This is a genomic window from Streptosporangium sp. NPDC087985 (genome assembly GCF_044741965.1).
Classification (GTDB): domain Bacteria; phylum Actinomycetota; class Actinomycetes; order Streptosporangiales; family Streptosporangiaceae; genus Streptosporangium.
This window is the reverse complement of the sequence record NZ_JBIUTQ010000001.1, coordinates 631,986-655,350: the sequence shown is the minus strand read 5'-3', so window position 1 is coordinate 655,350 and position 23,365 is coordinate 631,986. Positions and strand designations below refer to the sequence as shown.

Below are 23,365 nucleotides of genomic sequence, written 5' to 3'. Positions count from 1 at the left end.
GCGCAGTTGAGCCTGCCAAAGAGGGCCAGCGGCGACACGCACTCGGCCATTGACAGCCTCCCGCTACCGCATCCCGTAGGCACCGGCCAGGGGGTGGACGTGACTGCCAAACCTTGCAAGTTCAGATGCCCAGCGTGTGTCAGTCCTCTCAACTACGCTTTGCGATGTCATTAAGAACACGCATAGCGTGCCGGCCTGAACAGGACCGGTACAGTCCGGGGAGAGACGGTCACAGGGTGTACAGCGCGCAGCAGAGCCGCATCGAGAGCTTCATCTGGGGAATCGCGGACGATGTCCTGCGCGATGTGTACGTGCGCGGCAAGTACCGCGACGTGATCCTCCCTATGCTCGTCCTCAGGCGCTTCGACGCGGTCCTGGAGAAGACCAAGGATGCGGTCCTCCGGACCCATGAGGAGCTCAGAGGCCTGGGCTTGATCGACCCCGAGCAGCTGGATTTCCCGCTGCGGGAGGCCGCCGGGGAGGCATTTTACAACACCTCGCCCTTCACCCTTCAGAAGCTTTCCAAGCGGACTAAGACCCAGCAGCTCCGCAGTGACTTTGAGGCATACCTGGACGGCTTCTCGCCGAACGTCAAGGAGATCCTCGACAACTTCGAGTTCCGCAACCAGATTCCCAAGCTGTCCCGCAACGACACCCTCGGCATGCTGATCAAAAAGCTGCTGTCGCCAGAGATCAACCTCTCACCCGAGCCGGTGCTCGACGCGTACGGGCGGGTCCGCCTGCCGGGTCTCGACAACCATGCCATGGGTACGATCTTCGAGAACCTGGTACGCCGGTTCAACGAGGAAAACAACGAGGAGGCTGGCGAGCACTGGACCCCGCGTGACGTGGTCAAGCTCATGACCCGGCTGATGTTCCTGCCCGTCGTGGACAAGATCAAGGGTGGCACGTACCTGCTCTACGACGGCGCGTGCGGCACCGGCGGCATGCTCACCGTCGCCGAGGAAACCTTGCGTAGCCTCTCGGCCGAGCACGGTGCGAAAGACATCGTTACCCGGCTGTACGGCCAGGAGATCAACTCTGAGACGTACGCCATCTGCAAAGCCGACATGCTGCTGAAGGGTGATGGCGAGGCCGCCGACAACATCAAGGGCGGTCCCGAATGGTCCACGCTCTCCAACGATGCCTTCCCCCGTCAGCAGTTCGACTTCATGCTCGCCAACCCTCCGTACGGCAAGAGCTGGAAGGCCGACCAGGAGCGGCTGGGTGGAAAAGCGAATATCTCTGACCCCCGGTTTATCGTCACCTTCGAGGGCGAGACGGAGCCGTCCTCGCTGGTCACCAGCTCCAGCGATGGCCAGATGATGTTCCTGGCGAACATGGTCTCGAAGATGAAGTCTGGGTCGCCACTGGGCAGCCGGATCGCTGAGATCCACAACGGCTCGTCCCTCTTCACCGGGGACGCCGGGAGCGGCGAGAGCAACATCCGACGCTGGATCATCGAGAACGACTGGCTTGAGGCGATCGTCGCACTGCCGCTGAACATGTTCTACAACACCGGCATCGCCACCTACGTCTGGGTGATCACCAATCGGAAGTCCGAGGCCCGTAAGGGCAAGGTGCAGTTGATCGACGCCACCGGCTGGTCCACTCCACTGCGTAAGAACCTGGGAAGCAAGAACTGCGAGCTGTCTGCGGCCGACATCGAGCGCGTCACACAGGCATTCATGGACTTCACTGAGACGGAGCAGTCCAAGATCTTCCGGAACGAGGAGTTCGGCTACTGGAAGATCACGGTGGAGCGCCCACTGCGCCTTCGCAGCCAGTTCACCAAGGCGCGTGTGGAAGTCCTGCGTTTTGCATCAGGTGAGGCGGAGGCGAGGGAACTGCTGCACGAGAAGTTCGGCGACGACCTGTTCACGGACTTCGCAAGCGTGACCAAGCAGGTGCGTGAGCAACTGGAATCGTGGGCGCGCGCGACCGGCTCCGATGAGGAGGAGGTGGACGCCGACGTACCAGTCCTCAAAGAGGCTGCCCGCAAGAAGCTGTTGAACGCAAAGACCTGGGAGCGGGACGGGCAGTTGGTCAAGGTTGGCGCGGCGCTGCTCGGCGACATGGGCGAGCAGAGCTTCGACGACTACAACGAGTTCGACCGGCAGGTCGGTCTGGCGATGGGCCGCCTCGGCCTCAAGCTCAGCCTGGCCGACCGCAAGGTCCTACTGCGTGGTATGAGCTGGCGCGACGAGACCGCGAAGCCGGTGATCCTCAAGCGCCACAAGGCCGGCACGACCGCGCGTCCTCTGTACGGCCTGTACGAGATCGAGGAAACAACGTCGGTGAAGCCTCAGGCCCTCGTCGTCGAGTACGAGCCCGACAGTGAACTGCGCGATACGGAACAGGTGCCCCTGCTGGAACCCGGCGGCATCGAGGCGTTCTTCTGCCGTGAGGTCCTGCCGTACGCGCAAGACGCGTGGATTAAGGAGGGCGCGACAAAGAAGGGGTACGAGATCAACTTTCCCCGGCACTTCTACAAGCCCCCCGTGCTGCGAAGTCTTGAGGAGATCCGAGCGGACATCGTGACGCTGGAGAAGGAAACCGAGGGGCTTTTGGGCGACCTGTTCCTAGGGGGTGCTCAGTGAGCGGAGATCTCTGTCCCTACCCCGAGTACGCAGAACCTGCTGTTTTTGAGCTTGGCAGCATTCCTAGCCACTGGGAGGAACGGCGCGCCAAGTTCTATATGCGAGAAGTGGACGAGCGTTCCCGCTCCGGCGCCGAAGCGCAGCTTTCCGTTTCGCATCTCACTGGAGTAAGACCGCGACGCCACAAGAACGTCACCATGGTTGCCGCGTCTTACGCAGGGCACAAGCTCTGCCATCCCGGTGACGTGGTCGTGAACACAATGTGGGCTTGGATGGCGGCGCTCGGCGTCTCGCCGGAAACCGGACTTGTAAGCCCTTCATATGGCGTATATAGATTGCGCGCCCCTCAAACGTTCGACCCTGTCTACCTCGATCGCCTCCTCAGACTTCCGGCCTATGCCTATGAATATCGAGTTAATTCAACCGGGGTCACTTCATCGCGCCTTCGGCTTTACGCCGATAAGTTCCTCAACATCGCCCTGGTCCGCCCTCCTATCGAAGAACAACGTGCCATCGTCAAGCACGTATGGCACGTAGAGCGAGAGGTCGGAGCAGCCATCCGGGCCAAGCAACGGATGATCTCGTTGCTGACAGAATTGAAACGGGTTACAGTCCAACAAGTTATCTTCGGCGGACTTGGTCAGGCTTCCCAACTGTCAGCGGGTTCAATCGATCCGCAAGACCTACCGGATTCCTGGGATGCTCCGCCATTAAAAGCGGTGGCCTCCATTCAGTCCGGTATAACGCTAGGCAAGGACTACAGCGGCAAGAAGGTTTATGAATATCCCTATCTGCGCGTTGCAAACGTCCAAGCAGGGCGCTTAAGCCTCGATTCAGTTTCCACTATCCACATCCCCAAGAGTGAGGCAGCACGATCTACTCTACAGAAGGGGGATGTTCTTATGACGGAGGGCGGCGATCCAGACAAATTGGGCCGCGGTTGCGTCTGGGATGATGAGATTTCAGATTGCCTTCATCAGAACCATGTGTTCGCGGTGCGTCCCCAAGTCAGACTCAACCCATACTTCTTGACCGAAGTTCTGGGTACTGTTTACGCACAGACGTACTTCTTGCTCAGCAGCAAGCAGACAACGAATCTTGCCTCAACTAACAAGACCAAGATTGGAGCATTCCGCGTCCCGCTGCCCCCACTCGAAGAGCAGCAGGGGATTTTGCAGGAGCTCACCAGCAAGGTCACCCCTATTGGCGTCGCGATCCAACGCGCCGAGCGTGAAATCTCCCTCCTTCGCGAATACCAAATCCGCCTGACCGCTGATGTGGTCACCGGGAAGCTCGACGTCCGTTCCGCCGCAGCGGCGCTGCCCGACGTCGACCCACACGACCCTGGCCCTGCGGCGTACGACGCCGATGAGGAGGGGCTGGACGGCGATGATCTGACCGAGGAGTCGATGTGAGCGGCGCGGCGGGGCTGTACGGCGGTACGGATATGAGTGAGGGAGCCCTCGAACGCGACATCGTCGCGGACATGACCTCGCCGCCGGGAGGGTGGATCGAGGGGTCCGCCAAGTCGTATGACCGTGGCCGCGCCATCGACGTCGAGCAACTCCGGGCGTTCCTTGAGGAGGCACAGCCGGAGGCCGCCGCGGCGTTCGAGCTTGGCAATCCCCAGTCTGAGACGCGCGCGCAGTTCCTCAACCGTGTCCAGGGCTACATCACCCAACACGGCGTCGTAGACCTCCTGCGGAAGGGGATGAACCACTCCACCAGCACGGGCGCCTACGAGATCGTCTTCTACGGGGCGACGCCATCCCCAGGCAACGTTGTCGCAGAGCGACGTCACCGCTCCAACCGCTGGAGTGTGACCCGACAGCTGCGCTACAGCCAGGACGATACCCAGCGAGCCCTGGATCTGGTCATCTTCGTCAACGGCCTGCCGCTCGCGACGTTCGAACTGAAGAACCACCAGACTAAGCAGACGGTGGAGGAAGCGATCGAGCAGTATAAGAACACGCGCGATGCGCGCGAACTGCTCTTCGCCGATGGCCGCTGCCTGGCGCACTTCGCGGTAGATGAGCACTCGGTGCGGTTCTGCACGCGGCTGGCCGACAAGAAGTCCTGGTTTCTCCCCTTCGACAAGGGGCGGGACGGCGGCGCCGGTAACCCGCCCAACCCGCACGGCTACAGGACCGCCTACCTCTGGCAGGACATCCTGTCGCCCGCAAGCCTCGCGGACATCATCGAGCACTACGCCGCGCGGCTGGTAGAGAAAGACCCCACGACCAAAAAGACGAAGCGCTGGCAGATCTTTCCCCGTTACCACCAACTCGACGTCGTTCGCGAGCTCCTCAAGGACAGCGAGGAGAACGGCGCCGGTCAGCGCTATCTGATTCAGCACTCGGCCGGTAGCGGCAAGTCCAACTCCATCGCTTGGCTGGCGCACCAGCTCATCGGTCTCGGCGGCGACGCATCCCCCGTTTTCGATGCAGTCATCGTGGTGACCGACCGCATCAACCTGGACACACAGATCGAGCGTACAGTCAAGCAGTTCACGCAGCGCCGGTCGCTCGTCAAGCACGCTGACAAGTCGAAGGACCTGCGCGAGGCCCTTGCCAACGACACAAAGATCATTATTTCTACAGTTCAGAAGTTCCCGGTGATCCTCGAAGACATCGACAATGCGCACCGGGACCGGCAGTTTGCCATCATCATCGACGAAGCACACTCCGGACAGGGTGGCAAAACAACGCACGCCATGAGCGGCACGCTCGGTGCGACTTCCGTAGACATCGAGGAAGAGGAAACGACCGAGGACAAGATCAATAAGATCATCGACAGGCAGAAGTTGCTTGACAACGCCAGCTACTACGCCTTCACGGCCACGCCCAAGCCCCGGACCTTCGGCTACTTCGGCCGCCGCGGCGAGGACGGGAAAGACCATCCCTTCCACGTCTACACGATGAAGCAAGCGATCGAAGAGCGCTTCATCCTGGACGTCCTAAAGAACTACACGACGGTCGAGAGCTACTACAAGCTGGTCAAGTCGGTCGAGGACGACCCCGAGTTCGACGCCAAGAAAGCCGCGAAGAAACTGCGCCGCTACGTCGAGGGCAACAGTCATGCGATCCAGAGCAAAGCGTCGATCATGGTGGATCACCTGCTGGACAAAGTGATCCGGCCTCGGAAGATCGGCGGCAAGGCCCGCGCCATGGTGGTGGCCGACGGTATCTTGCGGGCGCTGGACTACTACTTCGCCATCAACACGTACCTAGAGAAGTTGGGTAGCCCCTATCGAGCCATCATCGCGTTCTCCGGCGAGCATGAGTACAGCGGCAAGAAGGTCACCGAGGCGAGCCTCAACGGCTTCCCGAGCAGCGCTATCGAGAGGACCTTCCGCGAGGACCCGTACCGCATCCTGGTCTGCGCGGACAAGTTCCAGACAGGGTACGACGAACCGCTCCTGCACACCATGTATGTCGACAAGCCGCTGTCCGGCGTGCGGGCTGTGCAGACGCTGTCCCGGCTGAACCGCGCCCACCCGAACAAGCACGATGTCGCGGTCCTGGACTTCTACAACAAGACCGAGATCATTCGGAAGTCGTTCGAGCAGTGGTACCGCACCACCGTCCTTGCGGGCTCGGTCGATCCCAACAAGCTCCACGATCTACGAGCAGTTCTCGACGGCGCCGGCGTCTACGGCCGCGAGGACATCGACCAGTTCGTTGAGATGTTCCTGGACAAGGAGCCGCGCTCGCGGCTGGAAGCGTTCCTCGACCAGCTCGTCATCGCCTACCAGGAACTCGACAGCGAGGACCAGCAGGTCGAGTTCAAGGGCAGGGCCAAGGCGTTCGTCCGTACGTACGACTATCTGGCGGGCATCCTTCCTTACCGCAATCCCGAGTGGTTGAAGCTATCGATTTTGCTGACATTCCTCACCCCCAAACTGCCTGCGCCGATCGAGGAGGACCTGTCCCGGGGCATCCTGGAGACGGTCGACCTGGATAGCTACCGGGCCGAGCAGCAGACGGCGATCAGCATCGCTTTAAGCAACGAGGACGCGGAGCTGACGGCCAGCGCCCCGATGGGCATGGGACAGCGGTCCGAACCCGAACTGAAGCCCGCCTCGGTCATCCTTCAGGATTTCAATCAGCACTTCGGCAACATCCCCTGGACCGACAAGGACCGGATACGGCACCTGATCACTGTGGAGATCCCGGCGAAGGTCCGCGAGGATAAGCAGTACATCAACGCCCAGCGGTACAACGACGAACAGAATGCCCGAGTCGAGAGTGACGCCGCTGTGCAGCGGGCGATCATGGCGTTCCTGAAGTCTGACACCGAGCTGTACAGCCAGTTCGCGGGCAACCCTGCATTTAAGCGATGGCTGACCGAGATGGTCTTCCGTGAGACCTACGACCCGACGGCCGGCGGCGACGAGAGCCTTGATGCTCAGCGAGACATATAAGTCTGGCCGTTCAGCGTAGGGGCGATTTATCGCCGTAAATATCGTTATGCTATGGACGGGTGGATTTGCATGGTTATTCCACCCATCCGTGCTATTCGCCTGGCATTCTAGGTTTGGCGGCGATTGCTACCTTCACAGTCTTCTCAGTAACCCACAGCATGTGTGTAATGGCCAAGGCCGCGAAGAAGACGGCAGAGAAACAGAGAATCGCCGCTAGTTGATTCGGGCGGGCATCGTTGTCGACTAGTAGTGCAGTAAACGATAGAAGGGTGGCCATGGCGGCCCACCGCATACTTCTTGTATAGGAGCCGAACAGGCGAGGCCATTGCTTGGTTCGGCGCAATATTTCGAATCTGGGAGAATTTACAAAGGTTAGAGCGATAGTGATGGCTGCGATAATGAAACCAAGGAAGGTTCCATGAAGTCCAAGGGTTGCAGCATAAATCTCTTTCCGACGGCTTGCCAGGATGCCTTGAAGTGGATTATTTACTTCCGGTATAAGCGATAGCTTGTAGAGCATCAGGGATATGACGGCGAATGTGAAGAGTTCTTTGGCGAAGGAGGGGAGTCGCCGCCATGCCATCAGTTTGCACCTCTTAGGGGGATTGGTTCAAACCCTTTGAGGACACACTAGCTGACGAGGCCGACAAAAGATCTTCGCGCAGCTCCTCATAGGCCTCGATGATCTTTAGGTAAGCATCGTTGCTGTTGAGAACTCTAGATCTTTGGGTCTGCCGAAGGATCGTCTTCTTGCTGATGAGTTGATCTTCGAGAAGGTTTATTTCATCGGTCCTTCCCGTTTTGGCATCAACGATGGTTGCTTTAAGCTCCCGGGCCTGCTCGCGAAGGTCTTCCTTGCGCATGATGCGACGCAAGAAGTGAATCAAGTCAGACTTGAGATCGAGCTTCTTGTAAGGTTCTGGCTGGAGTATGAGTCCGACAACGGCAGCATCACTTCCAGTGGCAGCGGCATTGAGTGCCCGACCAAGGGACTCGTTAGCCTCCGTGATGGTGGACGTGTACGATCTGCGGACGCGCAGAGTCAGCTTACGGACAGACTTATTTCCCTCCAGCTGCTTCGCTACATCATGGCGAAGCAGGGCTTCCATCGTGAATGATGGAATTGATCCAGACAGGGCGTTCATCATGTACGCAGACAGGCGCCTTGCGCGGGGACCGTAGAAGTTATGCTCCACGCCGACAATCCCATCGGGGAAGAGGCAAATATGCGATGTTTCGCACAGCCCTTCGTCTGCTCCGAGCGTGAGGTTACGGAGCGTTCCTCCAAGTTCGAACTGTGGGAGCGCGTTCTTTCGGATAGTTCCCAGTCGGAGTTTGGTGACTCCTCCTACAGCGTCTATCCAAGCGCACAGGCTACTGCCATCTGACTGGTTCATGTATCGAGGACTGGCGGACTCGAAGGGAAGATCGCTAATTGCCTTAAGGCCGACTTCGAGATCGACGCTGATGTTCTTCGGGATGCCCGTTTCATCAGCGCCTGCGTCGATTCGATAGAAGTAGACGCTGCGCTTGACGCTCGGGGGCTTCGACTGCTGGGGGCGACGCTGGGGCGTCGGAGAACTCATGACTATAGAGTGCCACGAGTTGCTGGCTGCCGCGTCCGTTGAGTGGGTATTCGCATTGATATGCCTGGGTCAAATGACCTGTTTATGCTATATGTCGCCACAGGGTGGCGGACTTGTGCTGCCATGCACCTTCAGAAGATGTCGATGATGATCTTTAAGCATCGTCGCCTCGGAAATCAGAGGGCGGATCCGCCGGCGGCTTCCGCTCCTCAGACTTCGGCCACCCTGCGGTACGAGTGTCTTGCCACCGAGTGACGTGGTGACCCGACTCGATGGGTGCGGGACATGCACGGGATGATCTTGCAAACGATGCGGACTGATCGTGGATCACTACTCACGGCCCGCTCGCGGGATGATCTTTGCCGCGCCCAACCAGGTCGCATGGGGTCGGCGCGCCTCGCTCTGTCTGTTCGCGTGAGCGCGCTGCCAATCGAGGCACCTTTCATGGATACGGAGGAGCACATCAACTCCGTGTGTCAATGGCCGAGTGCGTGTCGCCGCTGGTGGCCGGATAGAGGTCCCCACCCCTTTCGTAGTTGACTACTTCTTGGTGAGACGCGCGGCGGTACGGCACGGGGGCGATCCGTACCGCCGCGCCGGTTCAGGGGACGGCGGGCCGGGCGGTGCGCAGGGTGCGGGTGATCTCTCGTTGCCGGGCCAGGGCGGTGCCCAGGCGTTCGGGCGAGGCACGCAGGATGAGGTATCTGGCGCCGGCCTTCACCTCCGGCAGGGTGAGCGGCTGGTGGCGCATCGCTCTCCACCGCCGCAGGACGGTGTCGTGCTCGATGTACCAGTCAGGGAAGAGCTGCCGCAGCGCGACAAGCTGGTCGTTCTGCTGCGGTGGCGGGGTTTCCTGTCCGAGGTGGGGTTCGGGGGTGACCATCGGGTTCTCCTTGGTGGATGCCGCGGGCGGGCCGGGTAACGCTTCCGCCCCGCCCGCGTCGCGCCCGGCACCGGCGGCTTCTTCCGCGTGGTGCGGTGCGCTGTCGGTCGGCACGACGGCGAGCACCCGGGAAGGAGGGGCCGCCGCCGTGCCTGCTCAGGGGCGGCCGACCCCAGCCGGTGTGGACGCGGACGTCCGGTGCTGGGTGACGGCCCCGGCCGGGGCGGACGTGGGCGCCTGGCGGCGGGTGGCGGCCCTGGCCGTTTCCGCTTCGTTCATCAGCGCCTGCAGCCCGTCGGGGGTGCGGTCGGAGACAATCAACGGCTCGGGAGTGGGCCAGGTCGCGATGGCGTAGAACAGGCGGCTGCCGGTGCCGTACAGCACCGCCCACCCCGGCCAGGCCGCCCCCAGCCGTACGGCCTCGGCCCGGGCGCCGTGATCCCAGGTGTAGGAGGGGACGGCGCTGAGGGCCAGGCCGCTGCGGTGCCGCCCCCGGGGACGGGCGGGCCGTCGCCGGATCACGAGATCACCCGCCCGGCCTGCTCGTGGGCCTCCTGGGCGATGCTCTCCTGCCGATCGGTCGCGGCCCGCAGGGCGTCGATGGTGTCGGCATCGACGGTGCGTTCGGCCCCGGCATGGAACGCGGCCGGAGAAAAGGGGTGCTCACGGCTGGCCCACAGCCGCCCGGCGTCACTGAGGATCACCCGCCAGCCGGGAATCACGGACTCGGGCCGGATGGACGACCGGGGTGTGGTGGGCTGGGCGTCTTCCATGGATCGGACCTCCTGTAGCGGGTCAAAGGCCCGTCCGGACGATCGCAGCGCCGGGCGGAGTGGTGTCGGGAGACGGAGGGGAACGAGGCGAGGCACGCCGTACGGACCCGGCGAGCCGAGCGGAGCAGGCGGGGCAAGCAGGCCGGGCGGCCGGTGCGGTAACGGGGCGGCTGCCACCCGGTGGAGGGCACAACCGACCGTCCGTCTGGGACGGGCCGCGAGACGACGCCCGGTGCCGAGCCGGGGCGGTCTGGTCGCGACGGACCAAGACGGCAGCGCCCGGCGACGGCGGCAGGGCACCCGCCGGGGCAACGACACCGGTACGGCGGGCACAGCGGGCGCGACGGCCGGGGCCTGTTCGGCAGGTCGCTGGGCGGGTACCGGCGCGATCACCTCGGCCGAGGCCTGCGCGACAGACCGCAGAGCGGGCACCGGCGCGACCACCTCAACCGGGCCCTGCCCGGCACCCCGCTGAGCGGGCACCAGCGGAACCACCTCGGCCGGAGCCACCAGGGCGGGCGGCTCGAAGCAGCACAGGGAACGGTCCCCGGTACGGCGGGCCTCCAGGCGGATGACCATCAGCGCGCCGGACGGCGGCGCGTACTCGTGATCGGCGGCCCGGCCGGGACAACCGTGCGCGTATGGCGCGTGCCCGCAGACGGCGCAGCCCATCGGCATCGGCACAGCATCGGCGAAGCAACCGCAGCCATTGACCGTCTGTCTGTCGAGAACTGGAGCACTAGGGTTGGTCACGGGTCAGGAGGTCCTTCCTGATCAAGGACTCGTCACTGGTGTGCGATACCGGTGGCGAGTCCGTTTCTGTTAGCGATCTCGTTCTGTCAGTAGCCTTGCTTGCCTCCTGGCCTGCTGGCCAGTAGGGAAGCTAGGGTGCAGGCCTAGTGGCATGGTGTGGTGCCCATCGACCCTGATTCTTATGAACCTCTGTACCGCCAGGTTGCCGGCGACCTACGCCAGCGGATCACGAGCGGCGCCCTGCCTCCTGGCCAGAGACTTCGGGCGGAGCCTGACCTGGCGCATGAGTACGGTGTGGGGATTGACGCGCTGCGTGATGCTCTTGCTGTTCTCCGGAGTGAAGGCCTTGTGCGAACGGTGAGCCGCGAGGGCTCCTACGTCCGCGAGCAGGTCGAGCCGGTCGTGCTCCGCGTCGAGGGTCCGGCGCGGATACGGGTGCGTTTGCCGACTCTGGCTGAGCGGAAACGTCTGCGATTGGCAGAGGGGATGCCTGTCCTGGTCGTGGACGATGGAGAGACGCGCGTCCTGGCGGGATACGAGACAGAGATCGAAATCCCATGACGTGCCACGTGCACCCCCTTTCAGGGCTGCGTCCTCTGGGCCTCCTATGATGACGTGAGAATCCCACGAAGACAATCGCATCTAATGAATGACCGATAAGTCCATGCCTTGGTGGGAGAGGTGCGGCAAACTGTCCGCATGAAACACTCCACCGTTCGGCTGCGCCGCCTGTCACGTGAGTTGCGCACGCTACGTGCGGCCACAGAGATGACGACGGAGGCCGCTGCCGAACAGCTCGGTTGGTCGCGTAGCAAGCTCAACCGGTTCGAGACAGGTAAGGGTGCGCCGACGCCTGCCGATGTGGCGGCGATCTGCCACCTGTACTGCGTGGAAGCGGCGACCGCCGAAGCCATGGTGCAGCTCACTCGCGAGGTCGCCCGGCGCGGCTGGTGGACTGCCTATTCGGATGTGTTCACCGGGTCGTATGTCGAGTTCGAGGCGGCTGCCAGAGCGATCCATCAATGGGAACCGCTACTGGTCCCTGGCCTGCTCCAGACCGAGGACTACGCCCGGCAGATCATTCGAGCGGGCCATCCCGATCGGCCTGACATTGAGGTGACACGCCGCGTCGATGCCCGGATGCAGCGCAAGACCAGCCTGCTCAGCGATCACATGACGCTGCACATCCTCATTGCTGAAGGCGCCTTGCACCATCCTGTGGGGTCATCCGGCATCATGACCCGTCAGCTTGGCGACATCCTCCACGCTATGGACCGGCCGAACATCACGGTCCAGGTCCTCCCGACGGCGGTCGGCGCTCACGGCGGCATGGAAGGAGCCTTCTCGGTGCTGTCGTTCGACGACGACGATCCGGATCTGGGCTACGCCGAATGCCCAGCGGGTGAGGTGTATGTCGAGGACGGCGAGCAGGTTCGGCGACTTATGCTGACGTTCGAGCGCCTCGCCAGCGCGTGCCTGTCCCCCGAAGAGTCCGCGGCACTCCTCGCCGCGGCGAGGAGCAACCATGATTACCCCTGACCTGTCCGGCGCCAAGTTCCGCAAGTCCAGCCTCAGCGGAGCCAACAACAACTGCGTCGAGGTGGCCACCAACCTTCCGGGTCTCGTCGCCGTCCGTGACAGCAAGGACCCGTCGGGCCCCGTGCTGACCTTCTCCCCGGCAATCTGGAACGACTTCCTGATGGGCATCCGCAGCGGAGAAATCTGACCTGACCAGCTGGGAGATCTCGTACAGCCGTTGCGCCACCTACGTGATGTTGCGCCGGGGTCCGGCCTGCCGGGCCCGGTAGCAGCGCCCTCCGTGCTCAGTCGCAGGCCAGACAGAACGTCACTCTGCGAGCGCTCTTCCCGGTGTACCAGGTGTAACTCGTGAACACCTCAGGTGCTCCAGAGGTTCTGGACAATACCCCTATCAGATAGATAGCTGCCGCCACCACACGGCGATGTCCACATCGTGGCTCAGGGCATCGTCGATGACGCGGTGCAGCGCGAGGTCGACAACACGGTCGTCGTCAGGACGGAAGGGTTTACCGGGATCAGCCATACCGAGCAGCGGCCCGAGGGCATCGATGGCTGGTTTCCAGAGCGTTGACCAGTTGCGTTGGCTGGACACCCTGAATCGGATGCACAGCGCCACGGGGCCTTGCGGCAGCGGGGCGCTGACAACAGCGCTACAGGCATCATGAATCTGCTGCTTCCAGGCGGATGATTCGCTGGAGCCCTTTGTACGCACCCGGAGCTGTGGCTCGCACGGTAAGCCGTCTGCTCGGACAGCGACGGAGACGGCGAATGTCGAGGTCTCTGCATGCCGCTTACGTGCAAATGCCGCATCGAGGCGGCCAGCGCCGATACGCCGCGCGATCGGCATGAGGTAGTTGTCGAGGTCACGGCCCCCCTTGGTCAGCGTGAGGTTTCCAGGCAGGCCGACGATCAGTTCGATTGCGAGACGGCCACTGGATACTGGAACACATGCGTCGGCGAGCGCCTCGACTTCGTCCAGGTAGGTACGTAGCCGTCGTTGATCCGGATGATCCGCTCTCTCCCAGCTCTCGAGGACCGGATGAGTCCGCAGAACGCGCGGCGTGGTCGTCGGTCTGGCAAATGTCGTCTCCACAGCTGGAATATCAGCCGTATCTCCCTTCCGCGCCAGCCCTGTTTCCCGCACTTTCCAGGTCGTCGCAGGTCAGCGGCTATAGAGGTGTTACGGGTAACGCCAACCTTTGATCACCGGTGGCCTCGGAACGGCAGGTGGAGGCTCGCGAGTCGGTCAGAGGAAGAAGATGACCAGAACGAGGCCGAGGCTCAATGCCACGAAGCGGGGCGTTCTCGGGTTTCGGCTGGCCTCGCGGCGGGAGGAGAGCACCAGCACGGTGACCACGGCCAGCGCCGTCAGCAGGTGCAAGCCGTACCACCAGGGAGTGGGCAGCTTTCCCAGGACGGTTCCGGTGAGCAGGTCGTCGGCGGAGCCGTAGCCGGCCAGAGCGCTGAGCAGGACCAGGCCCAGGCCCAGGGCCGCGAGGGCGTACCGGAATCGGCCGAGCAGGGTCCAGACGACGGTTCCCAGGACGAGCAGGACCGAGGAGCTGTGGTGCAGTTGCCGGATGAGCAGGCCGCCACGCACCTCGAAGCTGATCTTCAGGGCCGAGTCGTAGGCGGCGCTCATGGGGACACCCCGCAGCGGCTCGTAGGAGCCGTTGTAGGAGATCATCTGGTTGCTCGGCGTGTAGAAGAAGGCCAGGAAGCTGCCGGTGAGCAAGATGACGACGAAACAGTAGATCAGCATCTCGCCCACCAGCTGCCTCACTCGCTCCATTCGGTGTATTTCACCACAACGGCTCGGCGCCGTCCGGGTTTCTGATCAGTTCCAGGAGTACGACACCAGGAAGGGGGAGGATCAGCAGGTGGAGTTGGTCTGGGTCAGCAGGCCCAACCGCCACGGGAGGGTGTCGTAGTTGCCGCCGGCGTTGGGGTCCAGGCCCTGGTAGAGGTACTGCATCTTGCAGGGGCTGATGGTCAGGGTCTGGTCGACCATGGTGCGGACCATCTCGCCGTGGCTGATGTCCCGGCTCCACGCGGTACCGCTGAAGGTGACGTTGTTGGACCGGGCGAACGGGTTGCTCTCACTGGCCGCCAGCGGCGTCCAGGATCCGGCGATGCTGTTGGAGGTCCAGGACCGGAACCACCGTCGGCCGTCGGACCCGATCGCCTCGACGATCAGCAGGTACTGGTTGGAGCCCTGCACCTTGTAGACGTTGGACGCCTCGAACAGGTTGTTGCGGTTGGAGTCCTGCAACGCGATCACCGTGTTGGTGAACCCGTTGGGGAAACTCGACAGCGTCGTCTGCGATCGGTACAGGTGCCCGTTGTCGTCGGAGGAGAAGAGGTAGCAGTTGGTGTTGTCGCAGATCACCCACATGTCGACCCAGTAGCCGTTGCCGATGTTCTGCTGGATGATGGCGGGCATCGAGGAATAGAAGTTCTTCGGCGCGCTCCACCCGTTGGGGTTGCTGATGTCGCTGTTGGTGGAGTACGAGGCGTTACCGGTCTGATAGACCAGGTACCACAGGTTCTGCGGCGCGAAGTAGAACACCTGCGGCGCCGCCCGGTAGCCGGCGCCGAGCGGGGTGCGGTCCAGGTAGTAGTGCGTCGCCGAGCCGGCCTGCGACCAGTCGGTGAAGTTCAGGTACACCAGGTTGTAGCCCGAGGAGGAAGCGGTGCTGGCGAACACGTGGTACTTGCCGTTGTAGTACACCACCGTCGGGTCCTTGATCCCCGCGATGTTGTGCGTGGAGTCCGACTTCGGCGCGATCAGCGCACCGCTGGAGCTCCACCGGAAGCTCGAGGGCAGCGTACCCCCGGGAGGCGTCGCGGTCGGGGTGGGGCTGGGGGATCCAGAGCTGCCGTTCCAGATCCACTTCTGGTTGTCGCCGCCCCAGCAGGAGTAGAGCTGGATCTTGGTGCCGTTGCCGGTGCCCGCGCCGACGGCGTCCAGGCACAGTCCGGATTGGACGCCGACGATGGTTCCGTCGGAGTTGATGCGCCACTTCTGGTTGTCGCCGCCCCAGCAGGAGTAGATCTGCACTTTGACGCCGTTGGCGGTGCTGGCGGCGTCCAGGCACTTGTTGCCGTAGACCTTGAACTCGTTTGCTGAGGTGTAGGTCCACTGCTGGTTGCTGCCGCCGGAGCAGTCCCACAGCTGCAACTGGGTGCCGTCGGTGGTGCTGGAGTTGGGCACGTCCAGGCAGCGGCCGGAGGCGACGCCCTTGATCTGCCCGTTACCGCCGCCGGGCAGCGTGGAGGTCGGCGTTGGGGTGGGGGTCGGTGTCGGGGTGGGGTTCGGGGTTGCGCTGTTGAGGGCGTTGAGGACCGAGGTGTAGGCGGCCTTCTTGTTGCCGTTGCCGTCGAACAGCAGTGGGGTGTCACCTGAGCGCCAGGAGTCGCTGTCGCGGACGCCCCACACGGTGATGCCGACGCAGCGCGGCACGGCCAGGCAGTCGTTGGTCACGTTGGCGTAGGTCGTGGCCGAGGCGCCCTGGATGTCCAGCTCGGTGAGGGCCACGTCCACGCCGAGGGCGGCGAAGCTCTGCAGGGTGGTGCGGAAGTTGCTGTTGTAGGGGCTGCCGCTGTTGAAGTGGCCCTGGAGGCCGACGCAGTCGATGGGCACGCCGCGCTGCTTGAAGTCGCGGACCATGTTGTAGACGCCCTGGGTCTTGGCCCAGGTCCAGTTATCGATGTTGTAGTCGTTGTAGCAGAGCTTGGCGGCCGGATCAGCGGTCCGCGCGGTGCGGAAGGCGACCTCGATCCAGTCGTTCCCGGTCTGCTGCAGGTTCGAGTTACGCCGGCCGCCGCTGCCGTCGTCGAAGGCCTCGTTCACCACGTCCCAGGCGTAGATCTTGCCCTTGTAGTGGGCCATCACGCCGTTGATGTGGTCGATCATCGCCTGGCGGAGCGTGCTGCCGGACAGGGACTGCATCCAGCCTGGCTGCTGGGAGTGCCAGGCCAGAGTGTGGCCACGCACCCGCTTGCCGTTCTGAACGGCCCAGTTGTAGACGCGGTCGCCGTTGGTGAAGTTGAACTGCCCCCGGTTCGGCTCGGTGGCGTCGATCTTCATCTCGTTCTCGGCCGTCACCATGTCGAACTCGCGGTTGGCGATCGTGGTGTACGCCGAGTCGCCGAGCTTGCCCGCGGCGATGGCGGTGCCGAAGTACCGCCCGCTCTGCGCGGCCGCCGCGCCCAACGTGCTCGCCGCGGCATCGGCGGGAACCGACCCCGTCAGCGCCGTGATCGTGCCGAGTACGCCGAGGGCGCCGGCGACCAGGGCCCGGAGGGGACCGCTGAGGGGCCGCCGGGCTCCAGGTGGGGGTATGGCGTCTGTGCCCATGCCTGAGCCTCCATAACTGAATCACGGAAAGGGGGGAAACGCGGGACCCCCCGCGGGATCGACGCCGCGTCCCATCACCGGGGAACGCACACCACCAGGGCGTCGCAGACGGCGGCCCCTGCCGCGCACCACCGACCTCGCAGGGGGAGACCGCCTGAGGCCTCAGTGTGAAAACCTCTCCGAAATGTGTCAAGCCCACCCTGAAAAGTTTCGGTCACCCCGTCCGGCGTACACGCCTCGCACATACTCCAACGTCCGTCCCGGCCTCCTGAAACTTTGCGGCGGCCTCGACATGCTGGGACGAGACATCGTCGATGAAATTTTCATCGACGCGTCCTCACCGATCAGGTCCGGCGACCCCCCATAACACCAGATGGGCCACGCTCGGCCCCCCTACACGCCGGCACAGCACAGGTCGGCCCCTTGACGGCACCTCCCTGTCTCGTATTTGCTCCGCAGCACCACCACCACCTCCAACCACCTGACAGAGAAGGGAACGTGATCAGGACACCGAAAGTTAACGCTAACAATCCGGCGGCCTGCCCAGAGGAACGTCGGGCAACGATGTGTCTCCTCGGCTCAGGCCTACCTTCCCGGTCAGGCGCTCGCAGCGAGCAGGGATTCCGCGACGGCCGTGCGGGCGTAGAGGACCGAGCGGCCGGCGCGGTGCGCGCTGATTATCCCCGCGTCGCGCAGGGCGGTCAGGTGCTGGGAGACTCCGGCCGCGGAGACGCCGGTACGGCGGGCGAGTTCGGTCGTGGAGGCCGGGGATTCCAACTCGGCCAGAAGGACGGCCCGGGAGCGGCCGAGGACGGCGGCGATCGCGTCGATGCGCGTCACCGGGCGGTGCTCCCAGAGCGTGCCGATGCCTCGGGCAGGGTAGGCGAGCTGGGGTGGCTGCGGCGGCCGTGACCAGGTGAGCATGTTCACGGCGAAGGCGCTGGGGACCAGCAGCAACCCCGGCCCGGAGGTCTCCCGGGAGATGCCGCAATGCCTGCGGACCATCCGGAGGGTGTTGTCGTCCCAGCTCAGCGTGGAATGCAGGTCGTTGAAGAAGTGGCCCACGCCGTGCTCGGCCACCTGGCGGGCACGGTGGAAGACATCGGCGTCCAGCACCGCGCGGATCTTCGCCCAGTACGGGGCGAGCGCCAGTTCCCAGTAGGCCTCGATCTCCTCGGTGATCTGGGCCAGCCGGCTTTCCGGGTCCCTGCGCAACGCCTGGCAGCGGGAAATAGTACGGCCGAGAACATCGAGGTCGGCCAGGACGTGATCGGCCGAGGTGGCGCGGATGGCGGCGAGTTCGGTGGCGAGGGTGGGGGCCAGTTCCCCGGGGGGTGGCGTGAGGAAGTCGGGGAGATAGCCGTTGGGTGGGATCAGTTCGGCCAGCCAGCCCGCGTCCAGCCCGGCGGCGGCCACCCGCGGCCGTACCTGATCAACCCAGGTCCGGTGTACCGGATGTGCGGAGCCCGATGTCAGCAGCTGGAAACTGGTGACGACCTCCCACATCGGCGAGACCGCGAACCGGGTCAACGCCAGATCGTCGGCCGAGAAGGCCAGTTCGGACAGCATGGCGGCTCCATAGATTCGGCCTGAACTTAATCAATGGTTCACGAGTCTATGTGGGCTGCAAGATTTCCGCATGCTCTCCACCTTCAGCGGGCTGCCCCGTACCGCCTGGATCATCTTCGCCGGCACTGTGGTGAACCGGCTCGGTTACGTGATCACACCTTTCCTCGTGTTCTACCTCGGGTCCCGCGGCGTCACCCCGGAGCAGACGCCGTATGTCCTGGGTGCGCTGGGCGCGGGCAACCTGATCGGCCCGGCGGTCGGCGGCCTGCTCGCTGACCGGGTGGGGCGACGTCCCACGATGCTGACCGGCCTGATCGGCACGGCCGTCGCGCAGGGCCTGTTGTTCGCGGCGCCGAACGTGGTCACGCTGGCGCTCGCGGCCATGCTCCTCAGCGCGGCAGGCTCCATGGTCAGCCCGGCCGCCGGCGCGCTGCTGACCGACTCGGTGACCGCCGACCGGCGGCGTGCCGCATTCTCGCTGTTCCATTGGGCGATCAACATCGGCACCGCCGCAGCCGGGATTCTCGGCGGATTCCTGGCCACACACGGCTATTGGATGCTGTTCGCGCTGGACGCGGCGGCCGTACTGACGTACGCGGTCATCGTGGTGACGATGTTGCCCGGCGGACGGGGCGGCGCTGCCCCGGCCGCCGGCTCCACGAGTGGGACGGGCTACGGGGTGGTGTTCCGGGATCCCCTGATGCGTGTACTGCTCCCGCTGTTCGGCATCGGACTGGTCATCTATTCGTTCACCGAGGTCTGCCTGCCGCTGGCGATCCGCGACCACGGCCTGCCCCCTACCGCGCTCGGCATGATGGCCACGCTCAACGCGGTCCTGGTGGTGGTGCTGCAGCCGATCGCCACGAACGTCCTGTCCCGGTTCCGGCAGATCCCCGTCTATGTGGTCGCCAGCGTGATCACCGCGACCGGCATCGCGCTGACCGGGGTTGCGGACAACGTCTGGTCGTACGCCGGGACCGTCGCGCTCTGGTCGGTCGGTGAGGCCATGGTCGGCGGCATCTCGGGCGCGATCATCGCGAGCCTCGCCCCGGCGGACGCCCGCGGCCGCTACCAGGGCAGCTTCCAGTGGACCTGGGGCATCGCGCGATTCATCGCCCTGGCTGCGGGCACGGCCGTCTACGCCACCGCAGGCCCCGCCGTGGTCTGGTGGTTCAGCGCCATCGCGGGCATCGCCGCCGCCCTCGGAGTCGGGGTCATGGCTCCGAGGATCGCTCACCGCACGGCCACCCCCGAGCCCGTGACCACCCCCGAGCTCGCCTCGGCCGCGTCTTCCTAAGGCGTGTTTCAGAAGTGGATCATTGTCGTGAAACGGCCTTGGGGCGGCTCGTGGAGATCTGAGGGACGACCAGTGGGCCGCGGCTGGAGCCGCTGTTGCCCCCGATGCCGGGGATGGGCCGACCCTGGCTACAGTGTCCCGATGCGTGAAACGCCCGAAGAACTCAACGAACTCCAGGCCCTGCTCGACGCCTCCCTGTCCCGCTCCACCACCCACCTCCGCTCGATCATCACCGAGCGCACCCTGACCGCGGAGCAGCTCACCCAGATTCTGACCGGCATGTGCACGCTCGCCCTGTCCACCGTGACGGCGAAGGGCGAGCCGCGGATCAGCGGCGTGGACGGGCATTTCCTGCACAGCAAGTGGTACTTCGGCACGGCGCGCAGCGCCGCCAAGGCCCGCCACCTCGCCGCCCGCCCCGCCGCCAGCGTCGCGCACATGCGCGGCGAGGACTTGGGCGTGTTCACGCACGGCACGGTGGAGATCCTCAACCCCGAGGACGGCGAGCCGGCCGCGGACTGGCCAGACCTGCTCGCGTACTTCAAGGACTTCTACGGCGACGGCGCCTTCGACTGGGACAACGGCGTGGTCTTCTACCGGCTGCGCCCGCACTGGATGACCGTCTACGCCCCCGATGTCGCGAAGCTCACCGCCAAGTGACCGCAGGCTCATGAAACAGACCTCTGGGCCTGTTTCATGAGCGATCACAGCCACTCGTTGATCGCGGCGATGTGAATGGTGGCTTCGTAGCGGACGGCCAGCTTGTCATACCGGGTCGCCACCGCTCGATGGCGCTTGAGGCGGTTGATGCCGCACTCCACGGCATGGCGGCCGCGGTAGTCGTCCCGGTCGAACGCAGGCGGACGGCCACCGCGGCTGCCCCGGTTCTTGCGGTGGCGGATCTGATCAGCCTTCTCCGGGATCGTGCAGGTGCCGTCCCGCTGCCAGCGGCGGAAGAGCCCGTACACCGTCTCCCACTTGCCGTATCGCTCGGGCACGTCCCGCCAGGGTGCACCGGTCCGGGTCCGCCACCGGATCCCGTCGATTAGCTGCCGTTTGGTCAACTTCGGGGGGCGTCCCGCCTTGGTGCCCACCGGCAGCAGCGGCTCCAGCACCGCCCACTGCGCGGCGGTCAGATCGCCACTACTCACCCCAAGATCATCTCAGAAGTGGATCACCGTGGTGATCCACTTCTGAAACACGCCCAGGCCAGCGACGCGAGACTCGCCATGATCTCGCCATGATCAGGGGCTGCCGCTCGGCCCGATCTTGTCGTAGGCCATCGGTACGCTGCCAGCGAGGAGGCGGTAATGGTGCAGATCACCCGGGCGCAGGCGCTCACCCTGCGGATGGCCAGCCTGCTGTTGCGCGGCCGGCATCACGGGACGGACCGGCTACCTGACGTGGCCGGGGTAGTGACCTGGCTAGGTGCGATGCAAGCGCAGGACCTGGCCAGCGGCCTGTGGTCGTTCGGCGTACGCCTGCCCGGATACACCGCCGGCGACGTAACCGCCGCGCTGGAGCGGCGCGAGGCACTGCGCACCTGGCCGATGCGCGGCACCGTCCATTTCGTTCCGTCGCGGGACGCCCACTGGATGCTCGACCTGATGGGTTCGCGGGCACTGGCAGGCGCGGCAAGGCGGCGCGAGTCCCTTGGGCTGAGTGAGGAGGTCGCCGATCGAGCGGTGGAGGTGTTGGGCGCGGCGGTGGCCGGCGGTGGCCGGCTGACCCGATCACAGTGCATGGCCGTGCTGGCCGATAAGGGCATTGAAGCCGCCGGCCAGTTCGGCTACCACCTACTGTGGTACGCCAGCCAGCGCGGCGTGCTGTGCATCGCCCCGAACGTCGGCAATGAGCAGAGCTTCGTGCTGCTCGACGAGTGGGCCCCCGACCCGCACCGGCCCGACCGCGACGAGGCGCTGGCCACCATCGCACTGCGGTACTTCCGCGGCCACGGGCCGACCACGAGGCAGGATTTCGCCGGCTGGACCGGGCTGACCGCGGCCGACGCCAAGCGCGGCATCATGGCGGCCGGCGACCGGCTAGCCAGCGTGACCGTCGACGGCGTCGAGATGTACCTGGAACCGGCGCTGCTCGACACCGCACCATCCGCAATGGACAGCCACGAGGTTCTCGTGCTGCCCGGGTTCGACGAGTACCTGCTGGGCTACAAAAACCGCTCACTCATGCTCGCCGACGAGCACAAGCCAGCCATCATCCCCGGCAACAACGGCATATTCCAGGCGACCGTGGTATGCGAAGGCCGGGTCGTCGGCACCTGGAAACGGTCACTCACCAAGACCAAAGTGCAGATCGTCGTCCATCCACTCGTGCCGCTGGGCAAGGCCGACCAGGCAAGGATCGAGCAGGCGTTCGAAGGGTACGCACGCTTCGTGGGCCGTACGCCCGAGGTGCGCCTGCCGTAAACCCGAAGCAGGATTTCGACGCTGTGACCGGCGCGCTTGGCAATCTCGGGCGCCGCCAGGGCCGGCGTTGTGCTGAACCTCTCGCCCGTCCTCACTCCCGCACAGCTCGCTGTACTGCCGCACCGGCTGGAGTGGATGGCAGGTACGGCAGGAGGCCCCGGGGGGTGGATCTGTCCGGGCCCCCCGAAGCCCCCGACATCAGAGTTTGCCGAGGCCGCGGGCGAGGATGGTGGCGGTGTCCGCGATGACCTTGTTGTCGATGACAGCGTCCGCGGTCTTGCCGTTGGTGTAGATCGACATGATGATGGGCGCGGCCGACTCGCCGGGCCAGACAATCGCGATGTCGTTCGCGGCCGCGTACTGCGAGGTCGTGCCGGTCTTGTCACCGACCTTCCAGGTCGTGGGCAGGCCCGCGCGGATGCGGGCGTCCCCGGTCTCGTTCGCGATCAGCCAGGCGTTCAGCTGCTCCCGGTCCTTGGCGTTCAGGGCCTTCCCCACCGTGACCGCGCGCAGGTCGCGGCCCATGGCCGCGGGCGTCGTGGTGTCGCGCTTCTCCTTGGGGCTCCAGTTGTTGAGCTCGGTCTCCCACCGGTCCAGCCGGGAGATCGGGTCCTTCAGCGTACGGAGGTACCCGGTCAGGCCGGCCGGACCGCCGAGCTGCTTCAGCAGCATGTTGCCCGCGGTGTTGTCGCTCCGGGTGATGGCCGCCTCGCACAGCTGCGCGACGGTCATCCCGTCCTTGACGTGTTTCTCGGTGACCGGGGAGTTCTCCTTCACCTCGGCGTCCGTCCAGCGCACGACCTTGTCCATCAGGCCGGGCTCTGCGGTGCGGGCCTTGTGCAGCACGGCCGCGGCGGCGATCGCCTTGAAGGTGGAGAGCATCGGGAAACGCTCGCCCGATCGGTAGGCGACCGTCTTACCGGTGGCGGTGTCGATGGCGTACGCGCCGATGCGGCCCTTGAAGGACGCCTCCAGCGTGCGCAGTTCCTTCTTGGCCTGGGCTTCGCCCGACACCACCTGAGTGACGGACGGAGTGGTGGACGCGTGGCCCGCCGCGGTGACACCCGTCAGCGGGACGAGTGCGAGTGATGCCAGCACCGAGAGTGTGGCGCGTCGAAAACGCATGGCGATGCCTTCCGGTTGTGGGGTGGATGCG

The 23,365-nt window shown here is 64.6% G+C and carries 20 protein-coding genes; 9 read left to right on the top strand and 11 right to left on the bottom strand.

What is annotated here, in order from left to right:
• Positions 1-236: 236 nt before the first annotated feature.
• Genes ACIN94_RS03160 through ACIN94_RS03150 form a run of 3 tightly spaced genes read left to right on the top strand, consistent with a single transcriptional unit; the run spans position 237 to position 7,023 of the window.
• Positions 237-2,600 (top strand): N-6 DNA methylase, encoded by a 2,364-nt coding sequence (locus tag ACIN94_RS03160; RefSeq protein ID WP_400698872.1) that lies wholly within the window; start codon positions 237-239, stop codon positions 2,598-2,600.
• Complete coding sequence (locus ACIN94_RS03155; protein ID WP_400698869.1) at positions 2,597-4,015, top strand: restriction endonuclease subunit S; 1,419 nt, start codon at positions 2,597-2,599, stop codon at positions 4,013-4,015. Before ACIN94_RS03160 ends, ACIN94_RS03155 begins: the two co-directional genes overlap by 4 nt.
• Positions 4,012-7,023: a type I restriction endonuclease subunit R gene (locus ACIN94_RS03150; RefSeq protein ID WP_400698867.1), complete on the top strand. Its 3,012-nt coding sequence runs from the start codon at positions 4,012-4,014 to the stop codon at positions 7,021-7,023. Before ACIN94_RS03155 ends, ACIN94_RS03150 begins: the two co-directional genes overlap by 4 nt.
• A 91-nt stretch (positions 7,024-7,114) precedes the next feature.
• Here ACIN94_RS03150 and ACIN94_RS03145 read toward each other — a convergent pair whose 3' ends face one another.
• The 5 genes from ACIN94_RS03145 to ACIN94_RS03125 form a co-directional block, all read right to left on the bottom strand.
• The gene (locus tag ACIN94_RS03145; protein ID WP_400698864.1) at positions 7,115-7,606 is read right to left on the bottom strand and encodes a hypothetical protein; all 492 of its coding nucleotides are present in this window, start codon (positions 7,604-7,606) and stop codon (positions 7,115-7,117) included.
• Positions 7,607-7,619: 13 nt separating this feature from the next.
• Positions 7,620-8,609, bottom strand: a complete 990-nt coding sequence (locus tag ACIN94_RS03140) for a hypothetical protein (protein ID WP_400698861.1) — start codon at positions 8,607-8,609, stop codon at positions 7,620-7,622.
• Between the two features lie 601 nt (positions 8,610-9,210).
• The gene (locus ACIN94_RS03135; protein ID WP_400698858.1) at positions 9,211-9,618 is read right to left on the bottom strand and encodes a hypothetical protein; all 408 of its coding nucleotides are present in this window, start codon (positions 9,616-9,618) and stop codon (positions 9,211-9,213) included.
• Between the two features lie 30 nt (positions 9,619-9,648).
• Positions 9,649-10,014 (bottom strand): hypothetical protein, encoded by a 366-nt coding sequence (locus ACIN94_RS03130; RefSeq protein WP_400698855.1) that lies wholly within the window; start codon positions 10,012-10,014, stop codon positions 9,649-9,651.
• Positions 10,011-11,018, bottom strand: a complete 1,008-nt coding sequence (locus tag ACIN94_RS03125) for a hypothetical protein (protein ID WP_400698852.1) — start codon at positions 11,016-11,018, stop codon at positions 10,011-10,013. The genes ACIN94_RS03130 and ACIN94_RS03125 overlap by 4 nt, the downstream gene beginning before the upstream one ends.
• Before the next feature lie 156 nt (positions 11,019-11,174).
• On the opposite strand from ACIN94_RS03125, the gene ACIN94_RS03120 reads away from it, so the two are divergent.
• From ACIN94_RS03120 to ACIN94_RS03110, 3 genes are all read left to right on the top strand, one after another.
• A complete protein-coding gene (locus ACIN94_RS03120) occupies positions 11,175-11,579 on the top strand; it encodes a winged helix-turn-helix domain-containing protein (RefSeq protein ID WP_400698850.1) in 405 nt (134 codons plus the stop codon).
• A gap of 138 nt (positions 11,580-11,717) precedes the next feature.
• A complete protein-coding gene (locus ACIN94_RS03115; protein ID WP_400698847.1) occupies positions 11,718-12,557 on the top strand; it encodes a helix-turn-helix domain-containing protein in 840 nt (279 codons plus the stop codon).
• Positions 12,544-12,744, top strand: coding sequence for a DUF397 domain-containing protein (locus ACIN94_RS03110; protein ID WP_400698844.1), 201 nt, complete (start codon positions 12,544-12,546; stop codon positions 12,742-12,744). The genes ACIN94_RS03115 and ACIN94_RS03110 overlap by 14 nt, the downstream gene beginning before the upstream one ends.
• A 204-nt stretch (positions 12,745-12,948) precedes the next feature.
• On the opposite strand, the gene ACIN94_RS03105 is transcribed toward ACIN94_RS03110, so the two are convergent.
• The 4 genes from ACIN94_RS03105 to ACIN94_RS03090 all read right to left on the bottom strand — a co-directional run bounded on the left by ACIN94_RS03105 (position 12,949) and on the right by ACIN94_RS03090 (position 18,486).
• Positions 12,949-13,650 carry a hypothetical protein gene (locus tag ACIN94_RS03105; protein ID WP_400698841.1) on the bottom strand — a complete coding sequence of 234 codons (702 nt, stop codon included), beginning with the start codon at positions 13,648-13,650 and terminating at the stop codon, positions 12,949-12,951.
• A 153-nt stretch (positions 13,651-13,803) separates the two neighbouring features.
• Positions 13,804-14,349 carry a hypothetical protein gene (locus ACIN94_RS03100; RefSeq protein ID WP_400698838.1) on the bottom strand — a complete coding sequence of 182 codons (546 nt, stop codon included), beginning with the start codon at positions 14,347-14,349 and terminating at the stop codon, positions 13,804-13,806.
• A gap of 81 nt (positions 14,350-14,430) precedes the next feature.
• Entirely contained in the window at positions 14,431-16,917 is a 2,487-nt protein-coding gene (locus ACIN94_RS03095; RefSeq protein WP_400698835.1) for a non-reducing end alpha-L-arabinofuranosidase family hydrolase, read from the bottom strand.
• 597 nt (positions 16,918-17,514) lie between these two features.
• The gene (locus ACIN94_RS03090; protein ID WP_400698833.1) at positions 17,515-18,486 is read right to left on the bottom strand and encodes a helix-turn-helix domain-containing protein; all 972 of its coding nucleotides are present in this window, start codon (positions 18,484-18,486) and stop codon (positions 17,515-17,517) included.
• Positions 18,487-18,556: 70 nt separating this feature from the next.
• On the opposite strand from ACIN94_RS03090, the gene ACIN94_RS03085 reads away from it, so the two are divergent.
• Complete coding sequence (locus tag ACIN94_RS03085) at positions 18,557-19,783, top strand: MFS transporter (RefSeq protein WP_400698830.1); 1,227 nt, start codon at positions 18,557-18,559, stop codon at positions 19,781-19,783.
• Between the two features lie 141 nt (positions 19,784-19,924).
• A complete protein-coding gene (locus ACIN94_RS03080; protein WP_400698827.1) occupies positions 19,925-20,443 on the top strand; it encodes a pyridoxamine 5'-phosphate oxidase family protein in 519 nt (172 codons plus the stop codon).
• A 44-nt stretch (positions 20,444-20,487) separates the two neighbouring features.
• Here the strand turns inward: ACIN94_RS03080 and ACIN94_RS03075 are convergent, their stop codons facing one another.
• Positions 20,488-20,934, bottom strand: a complete 447-nt coding sequence (locus ACIN94_RS03075; RefSeq protein WP_400698825.1) for a transposase — start codon at positions 20,932-20,934, stop codon at positions 20,488-20,490.
• Positions 20,935-21,093: 159 nt separating this feature from the next.
• Here ACIN94_RS03075 and ACIN94_RS03070 point away from each other — a divergent pair, with 159 nt between their 5' ends.
• Entirely contained in the window at positions 21,094-22,209 is a 1,116-nt protein-coding gene (locus ACIN94_RS03070; protein ID WP_400698822.1) for a winged helix DNA-binding domain-containing protein, read from the top strand.
• Positions 22,210-22,407: 198 nt separating this feature from the next.
• Here the strand turns inward: ACIN94_RS03070 and bla are convergent, their stop codons facing one another.
• On the bottom strand, positions 22,408-23,334 hold the full coding sequence (gene bla, locus ACIN94_RS03065; RefSeq protein WP_400698819.1) for a class A beta-lactamase: 927 nt from the start codon (positions 23,332-23,334) through the stop codon (positions 22,408-22,410).
• Between the last annotated feature and the right edge of the window lie 31 nt (positions 23,335-23,365).

What these genes read in the sequence shown, in the direction of transcription:
- ACIN94_RS03090 (WP_400698833.1), bottom strand. Translation starts at nt 18,486, where the DNA reads ATGCTGTCCGAACTGGCCTTCTCGGCCGACGATCTGGCGTTGACCCGG.
- bla (WP_400698819.1), bottom strand. Translation starts at nt 23,334, where the DNA reads ATGCGTTTTCGACGCGCCACACTCTCGGTGCTGGCATCACTCGCACTC.
- ACIN94_RS03140 (WP_400698861.1), bottom strand. Translation starts at nt 8,609, where the DNA reads ATGAGTTCTCCGACGCCCCAGCGTCGCCCCCAGCAGTCGAAGCCCCCG.
- ACIN94_RS03100 (WP_400698838.1), bottom strand. Translation starts at nt 14,349, where the DNA reads ATGGAGCGAGTGAGGCAGCTGGTGGGCGAGATGCTGATCTACTGTTTC.
- ACIN94_RS03085 (WP_400698830.1), top strand. Translation starts at nt 18,557, where the DNA reads ATGCTCTCCACCTTCAGCGGGCTGCCCCGTACCGCCTGGATCATCTTC.
- ACIN94_RS03115 (WP_400698847.1), top strand. Translation starts at nt 11,718, where the DNA reads ATGAAACACTCCACCGTTCGGCTGCGCCGCCTGTCACGTGAGTTGCGC.
- ACIN94_RS03095 (WP_400698835.1), bottom strand. Translation starts at nt 16,917, where the DNA reads ATGGGCACAGACGCCATACCCCCACCTGGAGCCCGGCGGCCCCTCAGC.
- ACIN94_RS03080 (WP_400698827.1), top strand. Translation starts at nt 19,925, where the DNA reads ATGCGTGAAACGCCCGAAGAACTCAACGAACTCCAGGCCCTGCTCGAC.
- ACIN94_RS03145 (WP_400698864.1), bottom strand. Translation starts at nt 7,606, where the DNA reads ATGGCATGGCGGCGACTCCCCTCCTTCGCCAAAGAACTCTTCACATTC.
- ACIN94_RS03070 (WP_400698822.1), top strand. Translation starts at nt 21,094, where the DNA reads ATGGTGCAGATCACCCGGGCGCAGGCGCTCACCCTGCGGATGGCCAGC.
- ACIN94_RS03110 (WP_400698844.1), top strand. Translation starts at nt 12,544, where the DNA reads ATGATTACCCCTGACCTGTCCGGCGCCAAGTTCCGCAAGTCCAGCCTC.